Origin of the sequence: Mycobacterium sp. E1386, from assembly GCF_001672745.1 — a bacterium.
In the GTDB taxonomy this organism is placed as follows: domain Bacteria; phylum Actinomycetota; class Actinomycetes; order Mycobacteriales; family Mycobacteriaceae; genus Mycobacterium.
Genome location: NZ_LZKH01000082.1, coordinates 15160 through 32065, shown reverse-complemented (window position 1 = coordinate 32065; position 16906 = coordinate 15160). Strand labels below are relative to the sequence as shown.

The following is a 16906-nucleotide window of genomic DNA, read 5'->3' as shown; positions in this document are numbered from 1 at the left end:
CGATCGCGCCGTGGGCGATCGAGCCGCGGTGGGTATGGAACTCCGCGCCAGGCGTGAGCGACATCGTGTAGTGCCGGGTTGGGGGGCGGGGTCGCGGCCGGCGACTTGCCCATCGCCAACAGCATTTCGCCGGTTCGCCGGGACAACTGCCAACCCCCTTGGAAGGGCGTGAATTCCATGGGGAAGTGGAAGCTGCCGTTTGCCGGTTGGGCCGTGTTGACGTCGATGGTCGCCACCACGTCGGCGGGGGTCTTGTCCGACCAGGCGATGTCGTGGGCGACGAAGGTCATCGGGAGGTAGCCGTTGTCGCGCAACGCGTTGGAGAACTTGCCCAGGGTGTCCGCGCTCTCCGGGGTGGCGCCCTCGACCAGACTCACCTTGTTGATACCGGGTACGTTCGGGTCGACGAGCCGGGTCAAGATGTCGGTAAGGGCTTCAGGCGTCGGCAGCGGGGTAGTCGGAGAGGTGACGACCGTGCTCGACGTGGCAGGGGCCGCCGCGGGCACGGAGGAGGCGATTCGGGGTTGCTGGTGCGACGAACATCCCGAGAGTCCGACCGCCGCCAGGATGGTGGCGGCGCTCAACGTTGCGGACAGGTGTCGGTGCATCCAGTCGGTCAGGCCGGCTGCGGGGTTGGGGCGCTGCGCGAAAGGGGCACCCGCCGTGCGGTCGGGCCAACGGGTGCAACTGAACTCACACCCGCGCTCGCCACGCCGACGTCGGCTGAGCCGACTGGGCCGGTGGCGAGGCTTTTTGCGGTCACGGCGGCCCTTTCGATCAGCGAGATTAGTGGCCGAGATTACCAGCGAGACAAAAATCTTAACTTTTCGTGGGTATTTGACTCCCCACATCATTGGTCAATCGCCGGTAGCTTTGAAGTATCCACCGCGCCAATTCGGTGTGGGAAAGGAGCGCAACATGGGTGGCTCAGAGCGTTCTGAATCATTCGGTACCCCCCGCGAGTCAGGCATGTCCCCCGGCGATGCTGCCGAATTGGAAGAACTACGTCGCGAGGCAGCGCTGCTGCGCGAGCAACTCGAGCATGCGGCCGGGCAGAGTGGTGCCCGCTCCGCGCGCGATGTGCATCAACTCGAAGCCCGTATCGACTCGCTTGCGGCCCGCAATTCGAAGTTGATGGAGACGCTCAAAGAGGCGCGCCAGCAACTGCTGGCGTTGCGGGAGGAAGTCGATCGGCTCGGGCAGCCGCCGAGCGGTTACGGCGTGTTGTTGGGCGCGCACGAGGACGACACCGTCGATGTGTTCACCTCGGGCCGCAAGATGCGCCTGACTTGCTCGCCGAACATCGACGTCGCGTCGTTGCGCAAGGGTCAAACGGTTCGCCTCAACGAGGCGCTGACCGTCGTCGAGGCCGGCACCTACGAATCGGTCGGCGAGATCTCCACGTTGCGTGAGCTGTTGGCCGACGGGCACCGCGCGTTGGTTGTCGGTCACGCCGACGAGGAGCGCATCGTGTGGCTGGCGGAGCCGCTGGTGGCCGAGGACCTGCCCGAGGGGCACCCCGACGCGCTCAACGACGACACCAGGCCGCGCAAGTTGCGGCCGGGCGACTCGTTGCTGGTCGACACCAAGGCGGGCTACGCGTTCGAGCGCATCCCCAAGGCCGAGGTCGAAGACCTGGTGTTGGAGGAGGTGCCCGACGTCAGCTACCAGGACATCGGTGGCCTGACTCGCCAGATCGAGCAGATCCGCGACGCCGTGGAGCTGCCCTTCCTGCACAAGGAGCTGTACCGGGAGTACGCGCTGCGCCCGCCCAAGGGTGTGTTGCTGTACGGCCCGCCCGGATGTGGGAAGACGTTGATCGCCAAGGCGGTCGCGAATTCGCTGGCCAAGAAGATGGCCGAGGTGCGTGGGGACGACGCGCGCGAGGCGAAGTCCTACTTCCTCAACATCAAGGGCCCGGAGCTGCTGAACAAGTTCGTCGGCGAGACCGAGCGGCACATCCGGCTGATCTTCCAGCGGGCCCGCGAGAAGGCGTCCGAGGGAACACCGGTGATCGTCTTCTTCGACGAGATGGACTCGATCTTCCGGACCCGCGGCACCGGCGTCTCCTCCGACGTCGAGACCACGGTGGTCCCGCAGCTGCTCAGTGAGATCGACGGGGTGGAGGGGCTCGAGAACGTCATCGTGATCGGTGCCTCCAACCGCGAGGACATGATCGACCCCGCGATCCTGCGGCCCGGCCGCCTGGACGTGAAGATCAAGATCGAGCGCCCCGACGCCGAAGCGGCACAAGACATCTTCTCGAAGTATCTGGTCGAGACGCTGCCGGTGCATGCCGACGATCTCGCCGAGTTCGGGGGCGACCGCGCGGCCTGCATCCGGGCGATGATCGAAAAGGTCGTCGAGCGGATGTACGCCGAGATCGACGACAACCGGTTCCTGGAGGTCACCTACGCCAACGGTGACAAGGAAGTTATGTACTTCAAGGACTTCAACTCCGGCGCCATGATCCAGAACGTCGTCGACCGGGCGAAGAAGAACGCGATCAAGTCGGTGCTGGAGACCGGGCAACCGGGTCTGCGCATCCAGCATCTGCTCGACTCGATCGTCGACGAGTTCGCCGAGAACGAGGACCTGCCCAACACCACCAACCCCGATGACTGGGCACGGATTTCGGGTAAGAAGGGCGAGCGGATCGTCTACATCCGCACGCTGGTCACCGGCAAGAGCTCGAGCGCATCGCGGGCCATCGACACCGAATCCAACCTCGGCCAATACCTGTAGGGCTCTAAGTCGCGTCGCCGCGACACTTGAACCACGCACGCGACCCGCCGAGGCGGATGTGCGTGGTTTAAGTTTCGGCGGCTTTGGCAGCCGTCAGTCGGTCACCAGCGAGTAGCTGTTGGTCAGATTGTCCTGCAGCACTTGGGCCGCGCGGGTCCGGGTGTCCACGCGCAGCTCCTCGGCGAGGACACGCGGCTGGTAGGTCCACCCCGCCGGCAGGTCGAGCCGGTCGGCGAGGCGCGGCAGGTCGGCTTGCGACAGGTTGGGGTCGGCGACCTGGCTCAAGGTCTGCATCACCCAGTGCTGCCCCTGCGGGTCGATGAGTTCGTAGATCTGTTGTCCGGCGTTGAAGACGAAGACCGTGTGGCGATTGACCTTGTTGGGGATGTAGGGCGCGGGATTCATCGAGGACAACAGGACCGTCGCCTGCTGGATCATCTCGATGCCGCCGAAGGTCTTGGTCACCTGCGGACCTGGGGCCTCTTTCTCGATGGCGTTCATCAGCCAGTACCGCGGACCGTTGAGCAGCGCTGCGGCCACACCGTTTTCGGCGGCGATGGCGTGTGGGTCGAGCGCGGACCACAGTTCGGTCGGGCAGTCGTTGAGCGGGAAGCTGTTGTAGACCGTTGCCTGCGGGCCGGCCTCGCCGGCGGTTACCAGCAGCACCTCGCCGTAGCGTTTTCCGGCCAGGTCGAGCGCGTGTTTACCGACGTGGTCGGATTCGGGGGCGGACACACGGTGAAGTTAGTCACTACCGTCGGTGCCGTCAACAGCAAGCGCGGACGGCACGACCGCGCCGCGGTAGCGGTTGCGGGCGATCAGCGTGGCATGCAGGTCACCGATCAGCGGGTCCAGGAAGGTGGACCGATATTCGGCGTCGCCGGCCGCGCGGGCGCTGATGTACATGAAGGTCAGGGCCCCCAGGAAAAGACTCATGTGCACCAGCGAATCCGGGACCGGCAGCGTGAAGCCCAACACGGTCGCGGTGCTTTTGTAGGTGTGGGTCCATTCGTTGAGCAGTTCGGGGCTCAACACGATCAGGCCGAGAATCAGGTAGATGGTGGCGGTGACCACTGCCACCACCAGGATCTGCGCCAGTTGGGATGCGGCCAGAACGAACACCACGTTGAGGCGTTCCGTCTTCTTCAAAGGGGCGCTGTCCGGGTTGTCCGTCAACGCCGCGAACGGCGTGCCGGCTAGGTGCTCGGTGTCTTTGGGCAGGACCGCCGCCGACTTGAGCATCGGCCGCACCCGCTCGACCGTGGCGGAGATGACGAAGGCCGCCGCGATGGAAACCAGGAACGCCATCGCCAGTCCCAGCCGGTTCCCGCTGATCGTCGCGGCCATCAGCCACACGTAGGTGTTGAAGAAGACCAATGCGGTGAGCAGCACGACGGGCAACGCCCGGACCGCCAGGGCGCCCACCATCGTGAAGTGCGACAACATCATGCGCATCGCCCAGCCGACCACCGAACCGACGCCGAAGCCGGTCAGGATCAGCACGACGGCAATGACGGCGACCTGCTGCGGCAGTTGAGCGGCATCGCCGGTCGCCACCCCGACGGACGCTACGACCACAACCGACGCCGTCGCTATCGTCGCGCGTGCCCGCCCGTTTCGTGACCGCGACACCAGCCAGCCCGCAAGCGCCATCAGCGGCAGGCTGAGGCCGACGATGACGAGCACGAACAATTCGGAAGTCGTTGGTGTGCCCGTGATTTCGACGTCATGGCCGCCGGTGATCAGATACACAGGCAGGATGCAGGCCTGCAGCGTCGCGTACGCCGCCAGCACCGGCGCCGCGCGTGGCCATAGCCGCCGCCACCGGCCCCGCCGGGTCAGCACCGACGGCAACCCACGCGCTAAGAACCACTGTTCAGCCGCGGCCGACTGCCTGCGGTCCGGCGTGCGGCGCCGAGTTGGGTCCACATCGGCTCACCCTAGTGGCGCAACAACCTCGCGCCGCGGATTTCCCCCTGCGCGAGGACGGATCGTCGCGCGGCCTACGCTGAACGGATGCAACGGATTATCGGGACGGAGGTCGAGTACGGCATTTCGTCGCCGTCCGACCCGACTGCCAACCCGATCCTCACTTCGACTCAGGCGGTGTTGGCCTACGCGGCAGCCGCCGGCATCCAGCGCGCCAAGCGCACCCGTTGGGACTACGAGGTGGAATCGCCGCTGCGCGACGCCCGCGGTTTTGATCTGAGCCGTTCGGCCGGGCCGCCGCCGGTGGTCGACGCCGACGAGGTGGGCGCCGCCAACATGATCCTGACCAACGGGGCGCGGCTCTACGTCGACCACGCCCACCCCGAGTATTCGGCGCCCGAGTGCACCGACCCGCTCGACGCGGTGATCTGGGACAAGGCCGGCGAGCGGGTGATGGAGGCCGCCGCCCGGCACGTCGCCAGCGTGCCCGGGGCCGCCAAGCTGCAGCTCTACAAGAACAATGTGGACGGCAAAGGCGCCTCCTACGGCGCGCACGAAAACTACCTGATGTCGCGGCAGACGCCGTTTTCGTCGATCATCGCCGGATTGACCCCTTTTCTGGTGTCCCGGCAGGTGGTGACCGGCTCCGGCCGGGTCGGCATCGGTCCGTCGGGTGACGAGCCCGGCTTCCAACTCTCGCAGCGCTCCGACTACATCGAGGTCGAGGTCGGCCTCGAAACCACGCTCAAGCGGGGCATCATCAACACCCGCGACGAACCGCACGCCGACGCCGACCGGTACCGCCGGTTGCACGTCATCATCGGCGACGCCAACCTGTCGGAGACGTCGACGTATCTGAAGCTGGGCACGACGGCGCTGGTGCTGGACCTGATCGAGGTCGGCCCGGAGCACGGGATCGACCTGAGCGACTTGGTGCTGGCCCGGCCGGTGCATGCGGTTCACGCGATCAGCCGCGACCCGTCCCTGCGGGCCGTCGTGGCGCTGGCCGACGGTCGCGAATTGACCGCCCTTGCGCTGCAACGGATTTACCTGGACCGGGTGGCGAAGCTGGTCGACAGCCGCGACCCCGACCCCCGCGCCGCCGACATTGTGCAGACCTGGGCGCAGGTGCTTGACCAACTCGAGCGGGATCCGATGGAGTGCGCCGAGGTGCTCGACTGGCCGGCCAAGCTGCGCCTGCTCGAGGGTTTCCGGCAGCGGGAGAATCTCAGCTGGTCGGCGCCGCGGCTGCATCTGGTCGATCTGCAGTATTCCGATGTGCGACTGGACAAGGGCCTGTACAACCGGCTCGTCGCGCGCGGCTCGATGAAGCGTCTGGTCACCGAACATCAGGTGCTGGAGGCCGTGGACAACCCGCCGACCGACACGCGCGCGTACTTCCGCGGTGAATGCCTGCGCAGGTTCGGCGCCGACATCGCCGCGGCCAGTTGGGACTCGGTGATCTTCGACCTGGGTGGCGACTCGCTGGTGCGGATTCCGACGCTGGAGCCGCTGCGCGGCAGCAAGGCGCACGTCGGAGCGCTGCTGGACTCGGTGGACAGCGCCGCCGAACTGGTGGAACAACTCACCAGCTAAGCCGGTTAGACCGGGGAACGTCGGGGTTGACCGGTAGGGTAGAGATACCAGCGGGGCAGTGTGGCTTAGGGACCGAGCAAGCCGCTGGACAAGTTCAGATGAAGCAGGAGGCCGGCGATGGCTCAGGAGCAGACCAAGCGTGGCGGTGGTGGTGGCGACGACGACGACTTCGCCGACAGCACGGCCGCGGGCCAGGAGCGCCGCGAGAAGCTAGCCGAGGACACCGACGATCTGCTCGACGAGATCGATGACGTCCTCGAAGAGAACGCTGAAGACTTCGTCCGGGCATACGTCCAAAAGGGCGGACAGTGACCTGGCCCTTCTCTGACCGCCTGTCCACTAACTCCCCACTCCCGGCAAACCCCGCCGTAGACCTGTCGTCGTTTGCCGACTTCCTGCGCCGCCAAGCGCCGGATCTGCTGCCGGCGAGCCTCGGCGGCGCGCAGGCCGGCGCGGCCGGCTCGCAGCTGCCGCACGGCACCACCATCGTGGCCCTGAAGTATCCCGGTGGCGTCGTCATCGCCGGGGACCGTCGCTCGACCCAGGGCAACATGATCGCCGGGCGCGACGTCAAAAAGGTGTACGTCACCGACGACTACACCGCTACGGGCATCGCGGGCACCGCGGCCATCGCCGTCGAATTCGCCCGTCTCTACGCGGTCGAACTCGAGCACTACGAGAAGCTCGAGGGTGTGCCGCTCACGTTCGCCGGAAAGGTGAACCGGCTCGCGATCATGGTGCGCGGCAACCTGGCCGCGGCCATGCAAGGCCTGGTGGCCCTGCCACTCCTGGCGGGCTATGACATCGACGCGCCCGATCCGGAGGGTGCCGGCCGGATCGTCTCGTTCGACGCCGCCGGCGGCTGGAACGTGGAAGAAGAGGGCTACCAGTCGGTGGGTTCGGGGTCGATCTTCGCCAAGTCGTCGATCAAGAAGTTGTACTCGCAAGTCGTCGATGCCGATTCCGCGGTGCGGGTGGCCGTGGAGGCGCTGTACGACGCCGCCGACGACGATTCCGCCACCGGCGGACCCGACTTGGTGCGCGGCATCTATCCGACGGCGGTCACCATCGGCGCCGAAGGGGCGGCCGAGGTGCCCGAGCGTCGGATCGCCGAGCTGGCTCGCGAAGTCATCGAAAGTCGCTCGCGCGCAGATACTTTCGGCCCCGATGGCGGTGAGAAGTGAGCTTTCCGTATTTCATCTCGCCCGAGCAGGCGATGCGCGAGCGCAGCGAGCTCGCACGCAAAGGCATCGCGCGCGGCAAGAGCGTGGTCGCGCTGGTCTACGCCGGTGGGGTGCTGTTTGTCGCGGAGAACCCGTCGCGGTCCCTGCAGAAGATCAGCGAACTCTACGATCGCGTGGGCTTCGCGGCCGCGGGCAAGTTCAACGAGTTTGATAACCTGCGGCGCGGCGGAATCCAGTTCGCCGACACCCGGGGCTACGCCTACGATCGCCGTGACGTCACCGGGCGCCAGCTGGCCAACGTCTACGCGCAGACCTTGGGCACCATCTTCACCGAGCAGGCCAAGCCGTACGAGGTGGAGTTGTGCGTCGCCGAGGTGGCGCACTACGGCGAGACGAAACCGCCTGAGTTGTACCGCATCACCTACGACGGGTCGATCGCCGACGAACCGCATTTCGTGGTGATGGGCGGCACGACGGAGCCGATCACCAGCGCGCTCAAGGAGTCCTACGCCGAGAACGCGGACCTGCGCGACGCGACGCAGATCGCCGTGAAGGCGTTACGGGCCGGCAGTGCGGACGGTTCCAACGGCGATCTTTCTCCGGATGTGGGCAGCCTGGAGGTTGCCATCCTGGACGTCAACCGGCCGCGGCGGGCATTCCGGCGGATCAACCGGGCCGCCCTGGAAAACCTGCTGCACGAGGGGGATTCGAAGCAGCCGGAAACCAATGGCGAAGCGCCGGATTCCAACGGCGACTCCGCGGGCTGAATCGCGCGTACCGCCTCGTGTTCGCTACAGGCAGAACACCGAGCGCACCGGTGCGGTTTTGGGACCGCTGGTGCCCAGGGTGCGGGTGAGCCCTCGGGAGACGCTTTAGCGGGCCGCGCGAAACTCGTCGGGACCCATAGGCGCGGCTTCCGTGCCCTCCCGGTGAGACAACCAGTACCCTCGATTACGTGCAGCGACGAATTATGGGCATCGAGACCGAGTTCGGTGTCACCTGCACCTTCCACGGCCATCGCCGCCTGTCCCCGGACGAGGTCGCCCGTTATCTCTTCCGGCGCGTCGTGTCCTGGGGGCGCAGCTCCAACGTTTTCCTCCGCAACGGTGCCCGCCTGTATCTCGACGTGGGCAGCCACCCCGAATACGCGACGGCCGAGTGCGACAGCCTGGTGCAGCTGGTCACCCACGACCGGGCCGGCGAATGGGTGCTGGAAGACCTGCTCATCGACGCCGAGCAGCGGCTCGCCGACGAGGGCATCGGCGGCGATATCTACCTGTTCAAGAACAACACCGATTCGGCGGGCAACTCCTACGGCTGCCACGAGAATTACCTGATCGTGCGGGCCGGCGAGTTCTCCCGGATCTCCGATGTGTTGCTGCCATTCCTGGTCACCCGCCAGCTGATCTGCGGGGCCGGCAAGGTGCTGCAAACCCCCAAGGCGGCGACGTTCTGCCTTTCCCAACGTGCCGAGCACATCTGGGAGGGCGTCTCCTCGGCCACCACCCGCAGCCGGCCGATCATCAACACCCGCGACGAGCCGCACGCCGACGCCGAGAAGTACCGGCGCCTGCACGTGATCGTCGGCGACTCCAACATGTGCGAGACCACCACCATGCTGAAGGTGGGCACCGCGGCCCTGGTGCTGGAAATGATCGAGGCCGGCGTCCCCTTCCGCGACTTCTCGCTGGACAATCCCATCCGCGCCATCCGGGAGGTCAGCCACGACGTCACCGGCCGGCGGCCGGTGCGGCTGGCCGGCGGGCGTCAGGCCAGCGCGCTGGACATCCAGCGCGAGTACTACAGCCGCGCCGTCGAACACCTGCAGACCCGGGAGCCCAACGCCCAGATCGAGCAGGTCGTGGACCTGTGGGGGCGCCAGCTCGATGCCGTCGAGAGCCAGGACTTCGCCAAGGTCGACACCGAAATCGACTGGGTGATCAAGCGCAAGCTGTTCCAGCGCTATCAGGACCGCTACAACATGGAGCTGTCCGACCCCAAGATCGCCCAGCTGGACCTCGCCTATCACGACATCAAGCGCGGCCGCGGCGTGTTCGACCTGCTGCAACGCAAGGGCCTTGCGGCGCGCGTGACCACCGACGAGGAAATCACGGAGGCGGTCGACCATCCGCCGCAGACCACCCGCGCCCGGCTGCGCGGCGAGTTCATCAGCGCCGCCCAGGCCGCGGGCCGCGACTTCACCGTCGACTGGGTGCACCTCAAGCTCAACGACCAGGCGCAGCGCACCGTGTTGTGCAAGGACCCCTTCCGGGCGGTCGACGAGCGGGTCAAGCGGCTGATCGCCAGCATGTAGCTCGACCGCTTCCGGTCACAGCTGTCACACCAGTCGCTCGTCTCCACCGATAATCGAAGCCACAATTTTGATATCGCGGGCGCTATCAAATTCTGCGAGCCGGTGATCCCCACGAACTCGTGACTGATGTGACGATTGTTAATGCTGCGACTCGCCAGCCGGTGCAGGCGCGACGCGAGCGCCGGCTATAACCTGGTGCGAATGGCGACCTCGAAAGTCGAGCGGTTGGTCAATCTCGTCATCGCCCTGCTGTCCACCCGCGGCTACATCAGTGCGGAGAAGATCAGGTCCAGCGTGGCCGGTTACTCGGACAGTCCCAGCGCCGAGGCGTTCTCCCGCATGTTCGAGCGCGACAAGAACGAGCTGCGCGACCTGGGCATACCGCTGGAGGTCGGCAGGGCGTCGGCCCAGGAGCCCACCGAGGGCTACCGCATCAACCGCGACGCCTACTCGCTGCCGGCCGTCGAGCTGACTTCGGACGAGGCGGCCGCGGTAGCCGTCGCGACGCAACTGTGGGAGTCGCCCGAACTGATCACCGCCACCCAGGGCGCGTTGCTCAAGCTGCGTGCCGCCGGGGTGGACGTCGACCCGGACGCACCGGTGGCCATCGCCTCCCCGGCCGGCGTGCCCGGGCTGCGCGGGTCGGAGGAGGTGCTCGGAGTCCTCTTGTCGGCCATCGATTCTCGGCAGGCGGTGCAGTTCCCGCACCGGCCGTCGCGGGCCGAGCCGTACAGCGTGCGCACCGTGGAACCGTGGGGCGTCGTCACCCAGAAGGGTCGCTGGTATCTGGTGGGCCACGACCGCGACCGCGACGCCACTCGCACCTTTCGGCTGTCGCGGATCGGCGCCGAGGTCAAGCCGATCGGCCCGCCCGGGGTCGTCGTCGTGCCCGAGGACGTGGACCTGCGCCAGATCGTCGCCCGCACGGTGGCCGAAATCCCGACCGGCGGGCGGGCGCGGGTGTGGGTCGCCGACGGTCGGGCCACCGCGCTGCGGCGCGCCGGGACGCCCACCGGCAGGCGACAGCTGGGCGGCCGCGACGGCGACGTGGTCGAGATCGACATCGGATCAAGCGACCGGTTGGCGCGCGACATCGCCGGCTACGGGGCCGACGCCGTCGTGCTCGAGCCACCGTCGCTGCGTGAGGACGTGCTGGCGCGGCTGCGCGCCCACGTGGAGGAGGCGAACCACCCATGACTCCCATATCCACGCGATTGATCCGGCTGCTCAACATGGTGCCGTATTTCCAGGCCAACCCGCGGGTCACCCGGGCCAAGGCGGCCGCCGACCTGGGGGTATCCGCCAAACAACTGGAAGAGGACCTCAACCAGCTCTGGATGTGCGGCCTGCCCGGCTACTACCCGGGTGACCTGATCGACTTCCAGTTCTCCGGCGACACCATCGAAGTGACGTTCTCCGCGGGCATCGACCGGCCGCTCAAGCTCACCTCGCCGGAGGCCACCGGACTGCTGGTGGCGCTGCGGGCGCTCGCCGACATCCCGGGAGTCGTCGACCCGGAGGCGGCGCGCAGCGCGATCGCCAAGATCGAGGCCGCGGCCGGCGCCATCGGGCACGACGTCACCGGCTCGGTGGCAGCGGCAGACGAGCCCGCGCCCGTGGAGAGCCGCGCCGCGGCCGCGGTCCGCACGGCGGTGCAGCACAAACGCGCGCTGGCCATCGACTATTACTCCGCGTCGCACGACACCCTGACCAGCCGGATCGTCGATCCCATCCGGGTGCTGCTGATCGGTGGCCACAGCTACCTGGAGGCTTGGTCACGGGAGGCGGACGGGGTGCGGCTGTTCCGCTTCGACCGGATCGTGGATGCGACGGAACTGGACGAGCCGGCGGCGCCGCCCGAATTGGCGCTGCAGGCGCCGCCGGACACATCGCTGTTCGACGGAGATCCGGCACTGCCGTCGGCCAGGCTGCGGGTCGCGCCCTCGGCGTCGTGGATGTTCGAGTACTACCCGATGCGCGAGGTGCGGGAGTTGCCGGACGGGTCCTGCGACGCGGTGATGACGTACGCCTCCGAGGACTGGATGACGCGCCTGGTGCTGGGCTTCGGGTCGGACGTGCGGGTGCTTGAACCGGAGTCACTCGCGAGACGTGTCCGGGATGCGGCGGCCGCGGCGTGTGAGTCCTATCAGGCGCTAAGCCGCTGAGGTCACGGCGCGGGCGGCCCGGCGGACCGCCGCACTGCGGTAGCATCGGGTAGACGTCTGGAGGTAATCAAAGTGGGCAGTCTTAGTCCGTGGCACTGGGCGATCCTCGCTGTGGTGGTGATCCTGCTTTTTGGTGCCAAGAAGCTCCCCGATGCAGCACGTTCGTTGGGCAAATCGATGCGCATCTTCAAGTCCGAGATGCGCGAAATGCAGAGCGAAGGCAAGACCGAAGCGCCTTCCATCGAGACCCCTCAGCCTGTGCAGTCCCAGCGGGTGGAGCCGCCGGCGGCCACCGAGCAGGGGCACTCCGAAGCACGCCCGGCCTAGCCCGCCGTCATCGTCGCGGTGCCCGAACGCCACTGAACGAGCGTCGTGAAAGTTTTCAAGGTTTCAGCGCGCACTGCCGGCGTGCTGAAGCGCCTCAATCCGCGTAACAGGCGCAGCCGCACCAATCCCGACGCGACGATGTCGCTCGTCGACCACCTCACGGAGCTGCGCACCCGGTTGCTCCTCTCGCTGGCCGCCATCCTGGTCACCACGATCTTCGGGTTCGTCTGGTACTCGCATTCGATCTTCGGGCTGGAAAGCCTTGGCGAGTGGCTGCGCCATCCTTACTGTTCGCTGCCCCAGTCCGCGCGCGCGAGCATCAGCGCCGACGGTCAGTGCCGACTGTTGGCGACGGCCCCCTTCGACCAGTTCATGTTGCGGCTCAAGGTCGGGCTGACCGCCGGGGTGGTGCTGGCCTGCCCGGTGTGGTTCTACGAGCTGTGGGCGTTCATCACGCCGGGGCTGTACCAGAAGGAGCGCCGGTTCGCGGTTGGATTCGTGGTCCCGGCGGCGGTGCTGTTCGTCGCGGGTGCGGTGCTGGCGTACTTCGTGTTGTCCAAGGCGCTGGGCTTCTTGCTGACCGTCGGTAGCGACGTTCAGGTGACCGCGCTGTCCGGGGACCGGTACTTCGGATTCCTGATCAACCTGTTGGTGGTGTTCGGGGTCAGCTTCGAGTTCCCGCTGCTGATCGTCATGCTCAACATGACGGGGGTGCTGCCCTACGAGCGGCTCAAGTCCTGGCGGCGCGGCCTGATTTTCGCGATGTTCGTGTTCGCGGCTGTCTTCACCCCCGGCTCCGACCCGTTTTCGATGACCGCCCTCGGCGTGGCGCTCTCGGTGCTCCTCGAGCTCGCCATCCAGATCGCCCGCCTGCACGACAGACGGAAGGCCAAACGCGAAGCCCAGGCGGTGATCCCGGACGACGAGGCATCGGTCATCGAGGCGCCCGCACCGATACACGAGTCGGCGCGGGAGCCGTCGTTCACCGCCGGCCAGCATGACGATGTCACCTAAACCGTCGGTGCCACAGGACTTGACGGAGCTCGTCGAGCTGACCCGGTTCACCGCGGAATTGCCCTTTGCGCTGGACAACTTTCAGCAGCGGGCGTGCGCCGCGCTGGAGCGCGGTCACGGCGTGCTGGTCTGCGCGCCGACCGGGGCCGGCAAGACGGTGGTGGGCGAATTCGCCGTGCACCTGGCGCTGGCCGCGGGCGGCAAGTGCTTCTACACGACGCCGCTCAAGGCGCTGAGCAATCAAAAGCACACCGACCTGACCGCGCGCTACGGCCGCGACCGGATCGGCTTGCTCACCGGCGACATGTCGGTGAACGCCGACGCTCCCGTGGTGGTGATGACCACCGAGGTGCTGCGCAACATGCTCTACGCCAATTCGCCGGCGCTGCAAGGGCTTTCCTACGTGGTGATGGACGAGGTGCATTTCCTGGCCGACCGGATGCGCGGGCCGGTATGGGAGGAAGTGATCCTGCACCTGCCCGACGAGGTGCGAGTGGTCAGCCTGTCGGCGACGGTGAGCAACGCCGAAGAATTCGGCGGCTGGATCCAGACGGTGCGGGGCGACACCACCGTGGTGGTCGACGAGCATCGGCCGGTGCCGCTGTGGCAGCACGTCTTGGTGGGCAAGCGGCTTTTCGACCTGTTCGACTACCGAAACCCGGACGCCGGCGAGCAGCCAACGGCCATCCGCGAGCCGCGCGTCAACCCGGACCTGGTGCGCCACATCGCGCACCGCCGCGAGGCGGACCGGATGTCGGACTGGCAACCGCGGCGTGGGCGCGGCGGACGCGGTGCGCCGGGCCGGCCGCGCTTCTATCGTCCGCCCGGCCGGGCGGACGTGATCGCGACGCTGGACTCCGAGGGGCTGCTGCCGGCGATCACGTTCGTGTTCTCCCGCGCCGGCTGCGACGCCGCCGTCCAGCAGTGCCTACGTTCGCCGCTCCGGCTGACCACCGAGGAAGAGCGTGCGCAGATCGCCGAGGTGATCGAGCACCGGTGCGGTGATCTTGCCGACGCCGACCTGGCGGTGCTCGGCTACTACGAGTGGCGCGAAGGGCTGATGCGCGGTCTGGCGGCCCACCACGCCGGGATGTTGCCGGTCTTCCGGCACACGGTCGAGGAGCTGTTCACCGCCGGGCTGGTCAAGGCGGTGTTCGCCACCGAGACCCTGGCGCTCGGCATCAACATGCCCGCCCGCACGGTGGTGCTCGAACGGCTGGTGAAGTTCAACGGCGAGCAGCACATGCCGCTGACGCCGGGGGAGTACACGCAGCTCACCGGGCGCGCCGGGCGGCGCGGCATCGACGTCGAGGGCCACGCGGTGGTGCTCTGGAATCCCACCGAAGAAAACACCGAACCGTCCGCGGTCGCGGGCTTGGCTTCCACCCGCACCTTCCCGCTGCGCAGCTCGTTCGCACCGTCGTACAACATGACGATCAACCTGGTGCAACAGATGGGTCCCGAGCAGGCCCATCGGCTGCTGGAGCAGTCTTTTGCCCAGTATCAGGCCGACCGCTCGGTCGTCGGCCTGGTCCGCGGTATCGAGCGCGGCAACGCGATGCTCGGCGAGATCGCCGCCGAGCTGGGCGGGCCGAAGGCGCCGATCCTCGACTACGCCCGGCTGCGCGCGCGCATCACCGAGATGGAGCGCGCGCAGTCCCGCGCGTCGCGGCTGCAGCGGCGGCAGGCGGCCAGTGACGCGCTGGCCGCGCTGCGGCGCGGGGACATCATCAACATCACCCACGGCCGGCGCGGCGGGCTGGCGGTGGTGTTGGAATCGGCCCGCGACGGCGACGACCCGCGCCCGTTGGTGCTCACCGAAAACCGCTGGGCGGGGCGGATTTCGACGGCCGACTACTCGGGAGCGGCGGCCCCGGTCGGTTCGATGCCGTTGCCGAAGAGGGTCGAGCACCGCCAGCCGCGCGTCCGTCGCGACCTGGCGTCGGCGCTGCGGTCGGCGGCCGCCGGATTGGCCGTTCCGGCGAGGCGGCGCAGTGGCCGCGGCGACCATGACGGCTTCCACGACCCCGAGCTGGCGTCGTTGCGGGAGGACCTTCGGCGGCACCCGTCGCACAACAACGCCGGCCTGGAGGCCCAAGTCCGGCAGGCCGAGCGCTACCTGCGCATCGAGCGGGACAACGCCCAATTGGAGAAAAAGGTTGCCGCGGCGACCAATTCGCTGGCCCGGACGTTCGACCGGATCGTCGGTCTGCTCACCGAGCGCGGCTTCATTCAGGGCCCTGACACCGATCCGCACGTCACCGACGATGGCCGGCTGCTGGCCCGCATCTACAGCGAGAGCGACCTCCTGGTCGCCGAATGCCTGCGCACCGGCGCGTGGGCCGATCTGAAGCCCGCCGAGCTGGCCGCGGTGGTGTCGGCGGTGCTGTACGAGAGCAGGGGTGGTGAGGGCCCGGGGGCGGCGTTCGCCGCCGAGGCGCCCAGCCAGCGAGTGCGGCAGGCGCTGCAGCAAACGTCGCGACTGTCGTATGCGCTGCGCACCGACGAGCAGACGCACCGGCTCGCGCCCAGCCGGGAGCCCGACGACGGCTTCGTCAACGTCATCTACCGCTGGGCCAAGACCGGCGACCTGGCCGCCGCGCTGGCGGCCGTCGACCCGGTCGGCACCGGCTCGCCGCTGTTGGCGGGGGACTTCGTGCGCTGGTGCCGCCAGGTGCTCGATCTGCTGGACCAGGTGCGCAACGCCGCCCCTGACCCGGAGTTACGTGCCGTCGCCAAGCGCGCCATCAATGACGTTCGGCGCGGCGTCGTCGCTGTTGACGCCGGGTAGGCTGAGCCGAAGCTACCGTAGATGCGGAAATCACCACGCCGATGATTCGTGCCGAGACACAAGGGGCTGAGGAGAGACGATGAGCGGACCGCAGGGACCGGAACAGCAGTGGCAACCGCCCGGCCAAGCTGGCGACCAGTCCTCCGAGCCGACCCAGGTCGGCTCGCCCTGGCAGCAGCAGCCGGGCCAGGAGGCGACCTGGCAGGCCCCGGCATACACGCCGCCCGCCGATTACCCCCAGTACCAGCAGCCGGCCGAGCAGGCGTACCCGCAGCAATACCCCCAGCAGCCCGGCTATCAGCAGCCCGGGCAGTACGGGCAGCCCGGGCAATATGCGCAGCCCGGCCAGTACGCGCAGCCGGGGCAGTACGGCCAGCCGGGCCAGTACCAGCAGCCGGGGCAATACGGTCAGCCGGGGCAGTACGGACAGCCCGGGCAATACGGTCAGCCGGGACAGTACCCGCAGCAGTACCCGCCGTACGACCAGCAGCCGGCTAAGAAGCGGTCGGTCGGCGTGATCGCAGGCGTGGGCGGCGTGATCGCCTTCTTGCTCATCGCGGTCGTGCTGATACTCGGCTTCTGGCAGCCCGGGTTCTTCGTCACCACCAAGCTGGACGTCAATAAGGCACAGACCGGTGTGCAGCAGGTCCTGTCGGACGAGACCAACGGCTACGGGGCCAAGAACGTCCAGAACGTCAAGTGCAACCACGGCCAGAATCCCACCGTCAAGAAGGGTGCCACCTTCGACTGCGACGTCAGCATCGACGGCGCCCCCAAGCACGTGACGGTGACGTTCCAGGACAACAAGGGCACCTACGAGGTCGGCCGCCCGCAGTAGCCG

General features: G+C 67.6%; 14 protein-coding genes and 2 pseudogenes. 12 read left to right on the top strand and 4 right to left on the bottom strand.

The window, feature by feature from the left end; translation table 11 throughout:
* Both A5709_RS27365 and A5709_RS09445 read right to left on the bottom strand, forming a co-directional pair.
* Positions 1-76, bottom strand: a pseudogene (locus tag A5709_RS27365) (hypothetical protein); the annotation flags it as partial.
* A 7-nt stretch (positions 77-83) separates the two neighbouring features.
* A pseudogene (locus A5709_RS09445) lies at positions 84-608 on the bottom strand (hypothetical protein); the annotation flags it as partial.
* Between the two features lie 310 nt (positions 609-918).
* On the opposite strand from A5709_RS09445, the gene arc reads away from it, so the two are divergent.
* On the top strand, positions 919-2745 hold the full coding sequence (gene arc / locus A5709_RS09440) for a proteasome ATPase (protein ID WP_067949709.1): 1827 nt from the start codon (positions 919-921) through the stop codon (positions 2743-2745).
* Between the two features lie 93 nt (positions 2746-2838).
* Here the strand turns inward: arc and A5709_RS09435 are convergent, their stop codons facing one another.
* Positions 2839-3480 (bottom strand): hypothetical protein, encoded by a 642-nt coding sequence (locus A5709_RS09435; protein ID WP_068119626.1) that lies wholly within the window; start codon positions 3478-3480, stop codon positions 2839-2841.
* Between the two features lie 9 nt (positions 3481-3489).
* Positions 3490-4674 carry a hypothetical protein gene (locus A5709_RS09430; protein WP_156768003.1) on the bottom strand — a complete coding sequence of 395 codons (1185 nt, stop codon included), beginning with the start codon at positions 4672-4674 and terminating at the stop codon, positions 3490-3492.
* A gap of 87 nt (positions 4675-4761) precedes the next feature.
* Between A5709_RS09430 and dop the strand changes: the two genes are divergently transcribed.
* From dop to A5709_RS09375, 11 genes are all read left to right on the top strand, one after another.
* Complete coding sequence (gene dop / locus A5709_RS09425) at positions 4762-6270, top strand: pup deamidase/depupylase (RefSeq protein WP_067949688.1); 1509 nt, start codon at positions 4762-4764, stop codon at positions 6268-6270.
* Between the two features lie 117 nt (positions 6271-6387).
* Entirely contained in the window at positions 6388-6582 is a 195-nt protein-coding gene (locus A5709_RS09420; protein WP_007170369.1) for a ubiquitin-like protein Pup, read from the top strand.
* Positions 6579-7454: a proteasome subunit beta gene (gene prcB / locus A5709_RS09415; RefSeq protein ID WP_068119620.1), complete on the top strand. Its 876-nt coding sequence runs from the start codon at positions 6579-6581 to the stop codon at positions 7452-7454. The genes A5709_RS09420 and prcB overlap by 4 nt, the downstream gene beginning before the upstream one ends.
* Positions 7451-8221 carry a proteasome subunit alpha gene (gene prcA, locus A5709_RS09410; RefSeq protein WP_067949684.1) on the top strand — a complete coding sequence of 257 codons (771 nt, stop codon included), beginning with the start codon at positions 7451-7453 and terminating at the stop codon, positions 8219-8221. The genes prcB and prcA overlap by 4 nt, the downstream gene beginning before the upstream one ends.
* Before the next feature lie 188 nt (positions 8222-8409).
* The gene (gene pafA, locus A5709_RS09405; RefSeq protein WP_156673204.1) at positions 8410-9768 is read left to right on the top strand and encodes a Pup--protein ligase; all 1359 of its coding nucleotides are present in this window, start codon (positions 8410-8412) and stop codon (positions 9766-9768) included.
* 201 nt (positions 9769-9969) lie between these two features.
* Positions 9970-10965: a YafY family protein gene (locus tag A5709_RS09400; protein WP_068009568.1), complete on the top strand. Its 996-nt coding sequence runs from the start codon at positions 9970-9972 to the stop codon at positions 10963-10965.
* The gene (locus A5709_RS09395; protein WP_068009455.1) at positions 10962-11933 is read left to right on the top strand and encodes a YafY family protein; all 972 of its coding nucleotides are present in this window, start codon (positions 10962-10964) and stop codon (positions 11931-11933) included. Before A5709_RS09400 ends, A5709_RS09395 begins: the two co-directional genes overlap by 4 nt.
* A gap of 72 nt (positions 11934-12005) precedes the next feature.
* On the top strand, positions 12006-12260 hold the full coding sequence (tatA, locus tag A5709_RS09390; RefSeq protein WP_067949678.1) for a Sec-independent protein translocase subunit TatA: 255 nt from the start codon (positions 12006-12008) through the stop codon (positions 12258-12260).
* Between the two features lie 45 nt (positions 12261-12305).
* Positions 12306-13274 (top strand): twin-arginine translocase subunit TatC, encoded by a 969-nt coding sequence (gene tatC / locus A5709_RS09385; protein ID WP_156673203.1) that lies wholly within the window; start codon positions 12306-12308, stop codon positions 13272-13274.
* A gap of 19 nt (positions 13275-13293) precedes the next feature.
* A complete protein-coding gene (locus A5709_RS09380; protein ID WP_068119628.1) occupies positions 13294-16065 on the top strand; it encodes an RNA helicase in 2772 nt (923 codons plus the stop codon).
* A gap of 79 nt (positions 16066-16144) precedes the next feature.
* Positions 16145-16903: a DUF4333 domain-containing protein gene (locus A5709_RS09375; protein ID WP_068119619.1), complete on the top strand. Its 759-nt coding sequence runs from the start codon at positions 16145-16147 to the stop codon at positions 16901-16903.
* The last annotated feature ends 3 nt before the right edge of the window (positions 16904-16906 follow it).

Bases quoted from the DNA above. Each gene is read 5' to 3' on its own strand.
- arc (WP_067949709.1), top strand. From the start codon at position 919: ATGGGTGGCTCAGAGCGTTCTGAATCATTCGGTACCCCCCGCGAGTCA.
- dop (WP_067949688.1), top strand. From the start codon at position 4,762: ATGCAACGGATTATCGGGACGGAGGTCGAGTACGGCATTTCGTCGCCG.
- A5709_RS09420 (WP_007170369.1), top strand. From the start codon at position 6,388: ATGGCTCAGGAGCAGACCAAGCGTGGCGGTGGTGGTGGCGACGACGAC.
- A5709_RS09400 (WP_068009568.1), top strand. From the start codon at position 9,970: ATGGCGACCTCGAAAGTCGAGCGGTTGGTCAATCTCGTCATCGCCCTG.
- A5709_RS09395 (WP_068009455.1), top strand. From the start codon at position 10,962: ATGACTCCCATATCCACGCGATTGATCCGGCTGCTCAACATGGTGCCG.
- A5709_RS09375 (WP_068119619.1), top strand. From the start codon at position 16,145: ATGAGCGGACCGCAGGGACCGGAACAGCAGTGGCAACCGCCCGGCCAA.